9 protein-coding genes are annotated in these 12,862 nt (G+C 52.5%); 4 read left to right on the top strand and 5 right to left on the bottom strand.

All coding sequences use genetic code 11. The annotated features are described in order from the left end of the window. Position 1: 1 nt before the first annotated feature. Positions 2 to 1,762: a segregation/condensation protein A gene (locus BUB73_RS09970; protein ID WP_073285413.1), complete on the bottom strand. Its 1,761-nt coding sequence runs from the start codon at positions 1,760 to 1,762 to the stop codon at positions 2 to 4. A gap of 90 nt (positions 1,763 to 1,852) precedes the next feature. Between BUB73_RS09970 and BUB73_RS09965 the strand changes: the two genes are divergently transcribed. Next, a complete protein-coding gene (locus BUB73_RS09965; protein WP_083539732.1) occupies positions 1,853 to 2,425 on the top strand; it encodes an FISUMP domain-containing protein in 573 nt (190 codons plus the stop codon). A 73-nt stretch (positions 2,426 to 2,498) separates the two neighbouring features. On the opposite strand, the gene glmS is transcribed toward BUB73_RS09965, so the two are convergent. Then, positions 2,499 to 4,325, bottom strand: coding sequence for a glutamine--fructose-6-phosphate transaminase (isomerizing) (glmS, locus tag BUB73_RS09960; RefSeq protein WP_073158752.1), 1,827 nt, complete (start codon positions 4,323 to 4,325; stop codon positions 2,499 to 2,501). A 127-nt stretch (positions 4,326 to 4,452) separates the two neighbouring features. On the opposite strand from glmS, the gene BUB73_RS09955 reads away from it, so the two are divergent. Then, the gene (locus BUB73_RS09955; protein WP_083538093.1) at positions 4,453 to 5,394 is read left to right on the top strand and encodes an FKBP-type peptidyl-prolyl cis-trans isomerase; all 942 of its coding nucleotides are present in this window, start codon (positions 4,453 to 4,455) and stop codon (positions 5,392 to 5,394) included. 155 nt (positions 5,395 to 5,549) lie between these two features. Next, the gene (locus BUB73_RS09950; RefSeq protein ID WP_073285407.1) at positions 5,550 to 6,863 is read left to right on the top strand and encodes a M23 family metallopeptidase; all 1,314 of its coding nucleotides are present in this window, start codon (positions 5,550 to 5,552) and stop codon (positions 6,861 to 6,863) included. Between the two features lie 6 nt (positions 6,864 to 6,869). Here BUB73_RS09950 and BUB73_RS09945 read toward each other — a convergent pair whose 3' ends face one another. The 3 genes from BUB73_RS09945 to BUB73_RS09935 are packed head-to-tail and all read right to left on the bottom strand — an operon-like array spanning position 6,870 to position 10,453. After that, the gene (locus BUB73_RS09945; RefSeq protein WP_073285405.1) at positions 6,870 to 8,288 is read right to left on the bottom strand and encodes a S41 family peptidase; all 1,419 of its coding nucleotides are present in this window, start codon (positions 8,286 to 8,288) and stop codon (positions 6,870 to 6,872) included. 41 nt (positions 8,289 to 8,329) lie between these two features. Then, positions 8,330 to 9,661, bottom strand: coding sequence for a S41 family peptidase (locus tag BUB73_RS09940; RefSeq protein WP_073285402.1), 1,332 nt, complete (start codon positions 9,659 to 9,661; stop codon positions 8,330 to 8,332). A 39-nt stretch (positions 9,662 to 9,700) separates the two neighbouring features. Further along, positions 9,701 to 10,453, bottom strand: a complete 753-nt coding sequence (locus BUB73_RS09935; RefSeq protein WP_073158764.1) for a leucine-rich repeat domain-containing protein — start codon at positions 10,451 to 10,453, stop codon at positions 9,701 to 9,703. Between the two features lie 302 nt (positions 10,454 to 10,755). Between BUB73_RS09935 and BUB73_RS09930 the strand changes: the two genes are divergently transcribed. Beyond that, on the top strand, positions 10,756 to 12,648 hold the full coding sequence (locus BUB73_RS09930; protein WP_073158767.1) for an AIPR family protein: 1,893 nt from the start codon (positions 10,756 to 10,758) through the stop codon (positions 12,646 to 12,648). The last annotated feature ends 214 nt before the right edge of the window (positions 12,649 to 12,862 follow it).

Here is a 12,862-nt window from a genome sequence, read left to right as displayed (position 1 = left end):
ATTATTTCTTGCCGAAGTTCTTGGCACTGCGGGTAAGGTAGGCGATATATTCAGCATCGGTCATTTCGTTGCCAGCGAAGATGGGGCCCTCGTCCTCATCTTCTTTTTCGTCTGCGGGTGCCGGGGCCGGTGCGACAGGTGCTGCGGGCGTCTCAGAAACCGGGCGCTCCTCGACAGGCTTGACGGCGGGTTCGGCGGGGGCCTGGGTAGGCTTTGGCATGGGCATTGCCGGGGCTTCGCCCTGACCGCCGTTGTTGTAGAATTCCTGGGCCTTGCGCATGAACTCGGCGAATTCCTCGTCGGACATCTGGGACGGATCGCTGCTTGCGGCAGGCTGTTCTGTCATTGCGATGGTTGCGTCGGGTTGTTCCGCTGCACTGGCGACAACAGGCTCTTCTGCAGGCTCTTCTTCGTCATCGTCGGCGGAAGTGACTACGACGACGGGGGCGTCATCCTCTTCATCTTCTGCGGTTTCGAATTCATCGCCGTCTTCAAAATCATCTTCAAGCTCGCCATCTTCAAACTCGTCGCCAAGGTCTTCGCTTGCGGCAGTTTCGGTGGACTCGTCGTCTGCGAATTCTGCGAGACGTTCAACGACCGGTTCTTCGATGGACTCGTTGGCGGCTTGTGCCGGTTCTGCGGGCTCGCTAACCATTTCCGCAGCCTGTGCATTTTCTGCGGCTTCTGCAGCCTGTGCTGTACCTTCCTGCGGCGTGCCGTTCATGGCCTGTTCGGCGGCTTCGTCTGCCTTCATCATTTCGGCGAAGGGATTTTCCTGCACGTCGGACATATCCACCTTGCCTTCCAGCATGGCGGTCAAGTCTTCGTCAGAAACGCTGCGGCCGTTGTTGGTCCACTGCACCGCTTCGCGCATGACAGCGGCCAAGTCTCCCACAGACTGTTCCTGGGAGCGGGCCAATGCCTGGTTACGGATGGCTTCCACAAGGCCGGGCTTGACGTCGGGATCCTTGCTGAAGAACACGGTCTCGCGAGCCATTTCGTCGGCATAATCAGCATTGTTCTTCTTGCGGTAAATCCAGATCGGTCCAAAAAGTTCGCTCTGTCTAAAGACGATTTCGTCGGTCTTGATCATCTCCAGCATAGCCATGAAGGTAACGGCTGCCACGATGGGGTGGGAGTCGTTGTCCAGCAGGTCTTCGAACAGGGCGCGACCATTGACGCTCAGGTAATTGTTGATTGCCTGCTGACGGTCCTGAATGGTGACGTAATCCAGTTCGATGTGGTGGATAGTCTCGGAAATCTTGGTCTTCAGACTCTTCTGATAGGCGCGGAAAAGCTGCCAGATGTTGGCGTCGGCCAGGGTGTCTTCGTCGGACTGGGTCTTTTCGAGACGGCCGCGGGAATAAGTACCGAAGTTGTTGCCTTCCATTTCCTGGAGGCCGCTGGCCACCTGCTTGAATCGCTGGTATTCCAGCATTTCCTTCATGAGGGCTTCGCGGTCTTCGTTGTATTCCGCTTCCATTTCGGGGTCGCGTTCTTCGGCAGGCAAAAGTTCCTGCACCTTCAGCGCCATCAGTCGGCTGGCCATCGACAAAAAGTCGCCTGCCTTGGAAAGGTCCATGCTGGTGGATTCGCTATAGACGTTCACCCATTTCAAGAACTGGTCGGCAATTTCCGCAATGGAAATCTGTTCCAGGGGAACTTCCTTCTTCTGGACAAGGTACACCAGAAGGTCCATGGGGCCGTTGAAGGCTCCAATGCGGACTTCGTAATCTTCCTGTTCCAAAAATTCCTGTTCCATGGAGCGAAAAATGTAGAAAAATCAGAATGGAACGTCTTGCTTTATGGGGTGGATGGAATCTAGATTTATTCAAAGAAAAGGAGCTGCTCCATGACCTGGAAACCATCTCGGATTTTGAAGTCTCTGCCCCGCGTCATGGCCGGGGTTTCGTTGCTGACGGCCCTGTGCTTTGCGGGCGCCCTTGTAGATGAAAGGGACGGGACGTCATACAAGACCGTCAAACTGGGGAAACAAGTTTGGATGGCGGAGAATCTGAACTTCAAGACTCCGGGAAGCAAGTGCTTTAATGGCGACGACTGCGCCACCTATGGACGCTTCTACCGCTGGAAAGAAGCTCGTGAAATTTGCCCCGACGGCTGGCACCTTCCGGTAAAGGGGGAACTGGATGCCCTTCTGAAGCTTGGTCCCAAGAACCTCCAGTCCGCAAATGGATTCAACCTGGAAGTCACGGGTAGCTTTGGGGGACAGGACGATGTCGTCTACAATGCCGATAATTCCTTTATCTGGAGTGATACCTTTGTAGACGAGTGCGGTGAAGGTGACGAAGGCATCATCGACTGTTCCTACACCTACGTCCTCAGGAATTCCCATTTCGGAATTTCCATCGTGGAAGAATTCTTTGATGCGGATGTGCTCTATTCGGTACGGTGTGTCAAGGATTAGTTTGGACGTCAAATGAAAAAGCCTCCAGGAAAAATCCTGGAGGCTTCTTTGCAAACTTTTGAGACCCTGCGGATTATTCCACAGTCACGCTCTTGGCCAGGTTGCGGGGCTGGTCCACGTCGTTTCCGCGGAGCACGGCAATGTGGTAAGCCATGAGCTGCAGGGGAATGCAGGTGAGGATCGGCATCAGCATGCTGATGGTCTTGGGAACCTTGATCAGATGGTCGGCGATTTCATCCAGCGGGTGACAATCGTCGGTCGTGATGGCGATAACCTTACCGCCTCGGGCCTTGATTTCACGGACGTTACTGATAACCTTGTCAAAGAGGGCGTCCTTGGGGGCGATGACCACCACGGGCATGTTTTCGTCGATCAGGGCGATGGGGCCGTGCTTCATTTCTGCAGCGGGGTAGCCTTCGGCATGGATGTAGCTGATTTCCTTCAACTTCAGAGCGCCTTCCATAGCAACAGGGTAGTTGTAGTGGCGTCCCAGATAAAGGAAGTTGTTGGCCTTTACATACTTCTGGGCGATGCCTGCAATCTGGTCCGAAAGCTTGAGGGTCTGTTCCACCTGTTCCGGCAATTCCTGCATGGCCTTGACGATGTCTGCACCGCTTTCAAAGCTGAGGCGACGCTGACGGCCCAACAGCAATGCAATCATGGCAAGAACGGTCACCTGGGAAGTAAATGCCTTGGTACTTGCCACACCGATTTCGGGACCGGCGTGCAGATAAACGCCACCGTCGCTTGTACGGGCGATGGTAGAACCAACGCCGTTACAGATGGCAAGAGCGGTGGCTCCCTTCTGCTGGGCTTCCTTCAATGCGGCCAAGGTATCGGCGGTTTCACCGGACTGTGAAATGGCCAGCACCAGGGTGCCCGGCTTAATGATGGGGTTGCGGTAGCGGAACTCGGAAGCGTATTCCACTTCAACAGGAACGCCTGCCAGATCTTCGATCATGTATTCGCCAACCATGCCGGCATAATAGCTGGTACCGCAGGCGGTAATGATAATGCGGTTGATGTTGCGGAGCTCGCGGATGTTGGTGTCGAGGCCTGCAAGCTTTGCGTTGCCTTCGGCGCACAGGAGGCGTCCGCGCATGGTGTTGCGGAGCACTTCGGGCTGTTCAAAAATTTCCTTCAGCATGAAGTGGGCGAAGCCGCCCTTGGCGATGGAGTCCGCATCGAATTCCACATCCTGGACTTCGTGCTGAACCGGCTGGCTCTGGGTGTTCAGCAGGTTGTACTTTTCACGATGGATTTCCACCACGTCGTTGTCGTCCAGATAGACCACCTTCTGGGTGTGGCTGATGATGGCGGAAACGTCACTGGCCAGGAAGAATTCGTTCTGACCGATACCGAGAATCAGGGGGCTACCGCGACGTGCGCCAATCAGAGTATTGGGCTCATCCTTGCAGATGACGGCCAGGCCGAAAGTTCCTTCGATGAGGGAGAGGGCCTTGAGAACCGCTTCCTTCAGGTTGCCCTTGTAGAACTTTGCAATCAGGTGAGTCACCACTTCGGTGTCTGTTTCGGACTTGAACAGGATGCCGTCTGCCTGGAGACGCTTCTTCAGGGAGGCATAGTTTTCGATAATGCCGTTATGGACAATGGAAATCTTGCCGTCAAAGCTCTGGTGGGGGTGGGCGTTCTGTTCGGTGGGGGCGCCGTGGGTGGCCCAGCGTGTGTGGGCGATACCGATGCTTCCGCTTACAGGGGTGGCCTTGAGCTTAGCTTCCAATGCCGAAATTTTGCCCGATGCGCGGACAGTGCTGATTTCATCATTGTCGATGAGGGCGACGCCCGAACTGTCGTAACCACGGTATTCTAGCTTCTTTAGACCGCCAACTAGAATCGGTAAAGCCTCACTTTGCCCAATATACGCGACAATTCCACACATATAAATTCCTTACTTTTTTAATAAAGTGCAATATATGAAAATCTTTTGGTAAAAATGCGTTACAGATTGTCTTTTGAAGCCGCATTTTGTTATTTTTCCACTCGTCTAACAAAAAAAGAGGAATGAAATGAACAAAAAAATGCTTCTTGCTGCAGGTGCAATTGCTCTTGCTATGACTGGTTGTGATCAGCTGTGCCAGGGTTCCGCTCCCGCAAAAAAGACTGCTCTCGTTACTGAAAAGGATAAGTATAGCTACGCTCTCGGTGCTCACTTTGGTAACCAGGCTCACTTCCAGCTGGTGACTCGCGACTCCATCGATCTGGACATCGACGTGTTTATCCAGGCTTTCAAGGAACGCTATAATGAAGATTCCGCAAGCTTCCTGATGAACGATTCCGTTATTTTCCAGACCCTGACCGACCTTTCTCAGTCCCGTCAGAAGGAAAAGGAAATGAAGGATAGCATCGCTGCCGCCAACAACAAGGCTGCTGGTGAAGCTTTCCTCGCTCAGAACAAGACTGCTGAAGGTGTCGTTACCACCGAAAGCGGCCTTCAGTACAAGGTAATTACCGAAGGTACTGGTGCAACTCCTGCCGATGGCCACATCGTCAAGGTTCACTATACCGGTACTCTCCTGGATGGCACCAAGTTCGATAGCTCCGTCGATCGTGGCGAACCTCTGGAATTCCCCATTGGCGCAGTGATTCCGGGTTGGACCGAAATGCTGAAGCTCATGAAGGTTGGCGAAAAGGTTACCGCATGGATCCCCAGCGATATCGCTTACGGTCCCCGTGGTCGTGGCCCGCAGATTCCGGGTAACAGCACTCTCGTGTTCGAAATGGAATTGATCGACACCCACTCTGCTGACGAACCCAAGGCTGAACCCGCAAAGGAAGAAGCAAAGGCTGAAGTGAAGCCCGCTAAGGCTGAAAAGAAGGCTCCCGCCGCTAAGGCTGCAAAGCCCGCAGCTCCCAAGGCTGAAGCTAAGCCCGCTGCAGAAGCACCCGCTGCCGCTGCACCGGCTGCTGCTCCCGCCGCTGCTGCAGAAGCTCCGGCCGCTGCACAGTAATTTGCGCTGAAATCTTTTATGATTTGAGGACCTCTCCAAACAAAGGGAGAGGTCTTTTTTTATCTTGCGCTTGTTAACTGAAATAGCTGCATTTTATGTGATGCTTTTTGAGGGTTCGCAGATTTGACAATGCAGCTTGTATAGTCGAGGTGTTTGTGTTCCGTTTCTTTATAAAATTTGCGGTAGTCATTTGCGTCATCACCCTTTGGGGTTGTAACGAACAGGAAAAGATCCTGCAGTTGCAGGCAGAGGGTGTCGCCCTTCAGGCCAAAATCGATTCCCTGAATCAGGCTATAGAACAGTCCCAGATGCTTCCCGGAAACTGGATTGTAGAAAATGATACGGTCCGTGCTGGCGATGGCTTGTTCCAGGTGCTTTCCCGCATGCATATTAACGAAAAGGAACGCGGCAAGCTGGTGCTTGGCATGCAGGATAGCGTGGAACTTTCCAAGATGCGTGTGGGGCAGGTCTTCTTTGCCGCCCTGGATTCTACAGGCAGCGTTCAGCGATTCCGCTATGCCACTTCTCCCGCCACCATCCACATGATGAGCAAGACGGATACGGGCTACGTCTATAGCCGTATCGAAAAGCCGGTGACCCGCCGCATGTCTATTTTCGAGGGTGCTCTTACCGAAGGCAGCACCCTGAACGGCACCCTGTTCAAGGTGGGCATTCCTGGCCGCATGGTGGGTATCGTCAGTGGCGTGCTCCAGTGCAAGGTGGCCTTCCCTCTGGCCCGTGCCGGCGACAAGTTCCGTATCCTTCTGGAAGAGACGTTCTATCAGGATTCTATCTGGATTAGCGGCAAGGTGGTCTATGCCGAATTCGACGGTCGCATTGTGGGCCATCACGAAGCCTTCCGCTACGAGGATCCGGATCCCAAGAGTTCCTTTAACGCCCACTATACCGAAAAGGGCGAAGCCCTGGTCTATGACGGTCTGCGTTACCCCTTGGACCGTCTCCACGTAACAAGCCCCTATGGCTCCCGAATTCACCCCATTACAGGCCAGCGCAAGAGCCATCACGGTATTGACTATGGTAACCCCACGGGCACTCCGGTTTATGCCGTGGCCGAAGGTGTGGTCGTGGTTTCGGGTTATGATGATTTAAGCGGTAACAAGATTGCAATCCGCCATCGCGACAATTCCCAGAGCTGGTACATGCACCTGTCTGTTCGCGGTGTAGGTGTCGGTGCCAAGGTGGCTCCCCGTCAGGTTATCGGCCGCGTGGGTAACACCGGTCGTAGCACCGGCCCCCATCTGCACTTCGGTTTCAAGAACGAGAAGGGCGCCTGGATCAATCCCACCAGCAAGACCATGATTGCGACTCCCAAACTGGAAGGGGAACGCCTGGGCCGCCTGCAAAAACAGGTTGCCGAAATCCGTGGAGAAATTGAAAAGACCCTGGCCGCTCCTGCGGTCAAGGCCAATGATACGACGGATGTCATGGTCCGTATGCGAAACCTGTAACAGGTGCTAATTCGCTACTTTCTTGAATCTGAAGCTTCCTGCGCCGCGGCGGATATAGTCGCGGTCAAGAACCTTTGCCTCGCTGCTTTCTCCGGCTGCTTCCTTGTCGAAGTTTCCTGTAGAGACCTTGCCGTAACCGGCTGTTCTTTTTTCTGTGCGTAGGGTGGCAATTTCTACAGCCTTGGCCATTTGCTTGTCGGGGTCGTAGATGAGGTGGTCGGGCTCGATTCCGAAGGAGTGGTATGTTTCCCCGTTCTTGTCAAAGATGTGGGCGTCGGTAATACCGAAGATTCCTCCTGCGAAGGTTTCGCTATAACCCTGGCCGATGCCCTTGCCGTAGGTGGTGGTTCCTACAATGGGGGAGGCCTTGTTGCTGGTAATGTTCATCAACATGATTTCAGAGCAGCTGGCGGTATTCTCGTTGGCCAGGAATACCACATACAGGTCCTTGCCGATGCCGTCGACTTCTGCGTAATCCGTGGTGGTGTCGAATTTTTGAACAATCTTGTTCTGAATTCCGCTTTGAACGGAATCCCAGGTGGCTTCAACGAATGTGGCCAGTTTTTCTCCCTTGGAAAGCAGGTCTGCCGATGCATTTTCACAGTGTTCGATTGTGCCGCCACCATTGTCGCGCAAGTCGATGATGAGGGATTTGTCGCCGTTGTCTACAATCTTCTGGAGGCGTTCATGGAATTCTCCATAGGTTCCGTATTCGTTTGCGGTAATGTCGGTAAATTCATCGATGGTAATGACAGGGATGCCGCTTTTGTATGCCAGATGGACTGTAGGGGCGTTAAATGAGTCCAGCTGGATCACGGCGGTGTGGGATTCTCCGTCGCGGATGTATGCAATCTTGATGATGTCCAGCTTTTGCCCCTGAATTGCCTCTTCGTAATCGGCCTGGCTTGTGATGGTTCGGTAGTTTACCGCGGTGATGATGTCGCCTTCCTGCAGCCCTGCGAAATAGGCGGGGGAATTGCGGAAGATTTCGGTAAATACCAGTGCGTTGTCGATAACGTCAACCTCGGCGCCGATACCCACGCTTTCTGGAGATTCGGTCAGGGCCTTCATGATGCCGTCAGAGAACTCGGGGTCGTAATAGCGGGTGTACCTGTCGCTCATCTGGTTGTACATGCCGCAGACGTCTGCATAACGAGATGTGCAGGCACCCTTGGAGAAGTCGGCGGTAAAGAGTACCTTGAAGTAGACGTCGGGATCGCTGTTCAGTTCATTTTTGAGGTGGGCGTCGTAATAATAGGCGCTTAACAGAAAATGATTGTGCAGGAGTTCCTGGTAATAGATGGATTCCCTGTCCTGGTCCGTGATTTCCTTTGTGGCGCTGCTGCTGTTTTCGGTACAGCCCCACATCAGGAAACCCATGGTCAACGCAGCAATGCTTGCTATAGATAAACTTTTGTTCTTCATTTCATCCTCAAAAAACTAACCCAGACTTTCTAACCCAACGTTCAAAATATAAGAAAAGGTTCTTCACTTTCTATGAAAGCACCACCGATAGATGGTTTGCTGGGGCTAATGGCCTTCTTCGAAACTTTATCGTCTTCGGAATCGGAGAACTTTTTCCCGTAATATTTTTCTAGGGCTTTCATGCCGCAATTCAAGTCGACGCTTTGACAGGGGTAGTCGGGAATGATTCCGATTCTGTGGTAGGAGTTCCCCTTGGGTGTCAAAAATTCCAGGTTGGTGATAATGGCGAGGCCGCCTGCCATGGTGTTCCAGGTGGTCTGCCCGATGCCCTTGCCGTAGGTAGTGTCGCCGGCAACAGGGATGCCAGCGCCCTCGGCGATGGCTGCAGTAAAGATTTCCGCGCAGCTGGCGCTTCCTCCGTTGACCAGGGCCAGGAACTTTCCTTCTTCGCCTGCGTCTCCGGAAATGGCGTTAGATGTATTTGACTTTTTGACAGGAGTCCCGTCGCCGTTAAAAGTTCTCCAGCTTCGGGTAGAAATGGGTCCGGACTTTATGAATAGATCCGCCATGTTGACGCACTGGGTTACATGTCCGCCCGGGTTGTTTCTCAGGTCCAGTATTCTGGGCTTGCTGTAATTCCGCGTGGAATCAAGATAGGCTTTCAGTTCGCCATACGATCCCTTTTCCTTGTCGGCGGTAGTTTGTTTGAACTCGGTGATGGTAACCACGATGGTTCCGTCGATTGTGGTATCTACGAAAACGGTGGGGGCGTAAACGTCTTCCTTTTCCATCTTGTAAGAAAGGGTGTCGTCTTCGTAGGCGACCTTCAATTCAATGGACTTGTTGTAATTCAGGACGGAATCGTAGGTGTTGTAGGCGGCGCTATAAGAAAATGTCTCGGTTTGCAGAAGGCTCTTGCCGTTGACTTCCATGATGTAACCCCAGCGGCGAATTCCTGCGCGCCCTGCAGGACCATTGGGGTAGACCCGCTTAATGCGCAAGGGGTATGGCTGGTTAGCGTAGAGCACGTATTCCATGCCTAGAGAACCGGGGACGATGCTGGTGTTGATGGAGATGGAAGTCTGCTCGCTCTTGGACGGGGCCACGTATCGGGTGAATGGGTCGTCCAGGACTTCATACAGGGTTTGAACGGAATCCCCTTCCGGTTCCAGTTTTTCCAGTTCCTCTTCGAAGAGGTAGGTCCGTTCCAGGAGCCAGTAATTGTAGGTGTACTCTGTGGGGGCGGGGGTGCTTTCTACGGGGTGCATAAAATCACCGCAACCCCAGAGGTTGGCGATAATAAGCATACCGATAAAAAAAGAAAAAACCGATGGAATGTTCTTCACACCGGTTTCTGTAGAAAGCTTCTGCATAACCCTTTAGTCTTTAACCTTTAATCGCTAAGCTAATGATTACTGGTCGATTTTCAGGTTCTTCTTGTCCAACAGGATGCGAGGAACGCCGCCTTCCATGGGGTTTTCCATGACGGAGATGGTTTCCAGCTTTTCGCATTCGGCCAGGCTTTCGGGCAGGGATTCCAGCTGGTTTGCGTCCAGGACCAGTTCCTTCAGGTTCTTGAGGTTGCCGAATTCAGAAGGAATTGCTCCCAGGCTGTTGCCGGAGATCATGAGAATTTCCAGGGATTCCAGCTTGCCCAGGGTGGCGGGGATGCTGGTGAGATCGTTATTGTCAAGATAGAGTTTTTTCAGCTTGGAGAGCTTGCCCAGAGATGCGGGAATTTCGGCCAGCATGTTGTCGTGGAGACTCAGCTTGGTCACCTTGGTCCAGGAGCCGATTTTGTCGGTCAGGTCCAGCAGCTGGTTCTTGGCGATGTTCACCTGCTGCAGGTTCTTGAGGTTACCTACGGAATCCGGCAGTTCAGACAGGCTGTTGTAACCCAGGTACAGGTGTTCCAGCTGGGTCAATTCGCCAATGGTTTCGGGAAGTTCCATCAGGTCGTTTTCGCTGACGGAAAGCTTTTTAAGGTTCTTGAGCTTGCCGATGTCATCGGGCAGTTCTACCAGCATATTACGGTCTAGAACCAGTTCCTCGAGGGAATCCAGTTCGAACAGTTCCGGAGGGAGCAGACGAATATTCTGCTGCGACAGATCCAGTGATTTGGACTTGTCGGCTTTGGCCTTGGCAATAACATCGAGCAAATTCATAACGTATCTCCTATAGCTTTAATCATAGTATTTTTAAGTTGCGTTGGAGCGACATCGGCCGAAAAAATGCTAAAATCCATCTTACATTTTTCGTACGGTTAGAGGTAATGATTTGAGTGTTTTTCTATAATTAGTGCTCAAATGTTTATGAAAACGTCAATTTTTTTCAAAAAAAATTAAAAGTTTTTTGAAAATTGTGCTCAAAGGGGGGGATTTGAAGCTATTTTTTATATATAAATATGACAAATTGGAAGGTACATCATTAGTACCGGACTTTTTAGTGTATCATACTGAGGAAAAAAATGGAATTGACCAAATCACAGGAACGCCGTCTAGCATTTGTAGCTAGCCTTTTGAGTCTTAACCCTAACGATCCTACTGATCGAATCAAGGCACTTCGGCACCTAAACCTGGATGAAAATGGTTGCTTCCATGGATTCCAATACTCCCAGGGCTTTATGGAATTCTTCATCTTCCTGGATGAAGATACTCCCCTCGAAAAGGTTGTGGCTCACCTGAATGCCGACCTGAAGCAGTTGCAGATCGCCGTGTTCCGTACCAGCGATCCTTCCAATCCGTTCTTCATGTCTCTCCGTGAAGAAGCCGACCCCTGGGCTGTCAACAAGATTTCCGATGATGCCGAAGAAGAAGATTCCGATGCACCGGCAAGCCGCCCCTACATGGAAACTCTGGAAATCACCGTGCTCCGCACCCGCGCCAGCCGCGATATTACCGACTCCGAACTGGAACGTACCCTTAAGGACATGCGCCGTAAGCTTACCCTCTGGAAGGACGAAATCAAGGCCAAGCTGGAAATCGTTGCCGAACACGATGACCTGACCCGCGACTTCCGCTCCGCCGACGACAAGCTCGAAATCGTCATGGAATCCGAACCGCTGCACCTCACCAGCGATCACGGTGAACTCTTCCTCGGTTTCTGCCCCATCCGTACCATTTTCGACTACCATGTTGCATTGGGCAAGCGCCTCAAGACAAAGCACAACATGGCTATCGTCAGCTCCAATATCCGTACCTATCTTGGTAACCTCACTCATACCAACGCAGCCCTTATCGATGCCTTCCAGACCATGGAACGCGCCGACGACCAGAATGTGAACGTGGACGACTTCCCGTTCCTGCACAACGGTATGACCCTTACCGGCGATGACCTGCGCCTGAAGGATCGTGACGGCAAGAAGGTGCTGTTCATTGAACGCCCCAAGATTATTAACGGTGCTCAGTCCCTGTTCACCTACGAACAGTACGCCAAGAAGAGCAAGAAGCCGGTGAACCCCTACGTTCTCGTGAAGGTTGTGGTTCCGTATCCCGGTGCCGATAGCTTCCTGAACCAGGTGACCATGGCTAACAACCGTCAGAACCCGGTATTCAGCTACCACCTGCGCGCTGCAGACGATCTGCAGTTCTTCATCTGGCAGCGTTACCAGGAAGAAGGCTTTACCTATGTCTATAAGGATGGCGTCCGCCTGAAGGCTCGTACCCGTAAGCTGGAAGTCCGTATGCGTCCGGAACTTGCAAAGACCCTGTTCATGATGGATGGCAAGCTTTCTGAATGCCGTTCTTCTGATTGCATCTTCGACAAGGAAACTCTTTACCAGCGTTGCTTCGGCGCCTTCGTCCGCGTGGCTCCCGAAAAGGAACGCGATTTCGTTCGCAAGACTATCGCCTTCACCAAGGCATGGCAGCTCCTGAGCCGTCTGCCCATCAAGATCCGTAAGGTGACCCCGGGTAAGGGCGTGTCTATCGAAGCTAACGACGATAATCCGCTGACCCGCATTACCTGGAACGGCCGTCTTGAAGACAAGTTCATCTTCCGTAGCGCCGTCAAGGACCTGGTCGTGGCTCTGGCCCTCAAGCACTGGCTCATCTACGGTGATCCGATCCAGGACTTCGAATGGCTGGTCGAAAACGAACTGAACTTCAACGATTCTATCCTGAAGTATGCCGCCAAGATCTACACCGACGATCTGAAGGGCATCCTCATCAGCGAATTCAAGGATAACTCCAACTACTACGACACCATCACCACCATCGACAAGGATAGCGGTGAATCTGTGGAACGTCGCCTGTGGAAGGGCTTCTCCAACACGGCCACCTACGAAAAGATGATGGATCTGTTGTGCAAGAAGAACCCCCAGTGGGAAAAGTGCCGCGAAGGTATTGAAGCATTTATTTAGGAAAATGAGGCCGGTCCCCTTGCAGGGTCCCTTTGAGGGATGAGGTCGCACCTTCGGTGCTTTTAGGTAAAAGGCTCCTGGCGATTGCCGGGGGCTTTTTGTGTTTGTGGGATTGGTTTTGGACGTACAGTCCGTTAATACTTGTTTGGGGAGAGGGGCTCTGGCAAGGGCCTGTAAATTAAGTTATACTTAACGCATGGAGCGAGTATGCAAA

It is taken from the genome of Fibrobacter sp. UWH6 (genome assembly GCF_900142465.1).
GTDB lineage: Bacteria > Fibrobacterota > Fibrobacteria > Fibrobacterales > Fibrobacteraceae > Fibrobacter.
The sequence above is the reverse complement of the archived record's forward strand: the minus strand, read 5'-3'. Positions and strand labels throughout refer to the sequence as shown.

What these genes read in the sequence shown, in the direction of transcription:
- BUB73_RS09970 (WP_073285413.1), bottom strand. Translation starts at nt 1,762, where the DNA reads ATGGAACAGGAATTTTTGGAACAGGAAGATTACGAAGTCCGCATTGGA.
- BUB73_RS09965 (WP_083539732.1), top strand. Translation starts at nt 1,853, where the DNA reads ATGACCTGGAAACCATCTCGGATTTTGAAGTCTCTGCCCCGCGTCATG.
- glmS (WP_073158752.1), bottom strand. Translation starts at nt 4,325, where the DNA reads ATGTGTGGAATTGTCGCGTATATTGGGCAAAGTGAGGCTTTACCGATT.
- BUB73_RS09955 (WP_083538093.1), top strand. Translation starts at nt 4,453, where the DNA reads ATGAACAAAAAAATGCTTCTTGCTGCAGGTGCAATTGCTCTTGCTATG.
- BUB73_RS09945 (WP_073285405.1), bottom strand. Translation starts at nt 8,288, where the DNA reads ATGAAGAACAAAAGTTTATCTATAGCAAGCATTGCTGCGTTGACCATG.
- BUB73_RS09940 (WP_073285402.1), bottom strand. Translation starts at nt 9,661, where the DNA reads ATGCAGAAGCTTTCTACAGAAACCGGTGTGAAGAACATTCCATCGGTT.
- BUB73_RS09935 (WP_073158764.1), bottom strand. Translation starts at nt 10,453, where the DNA reads ATGAATTTGCTCGATGTTATTGCCAAGGCCAAAGCCGACAAGTCCAAA.
- BUB73_RS09930 (WP_073158767.1), top strand. Translation starts at nt 10,756, where the DNA reads ATGGAATTGACCAAATCACAGGAACGCCGTCTAGCATTTGTAGCTAGC.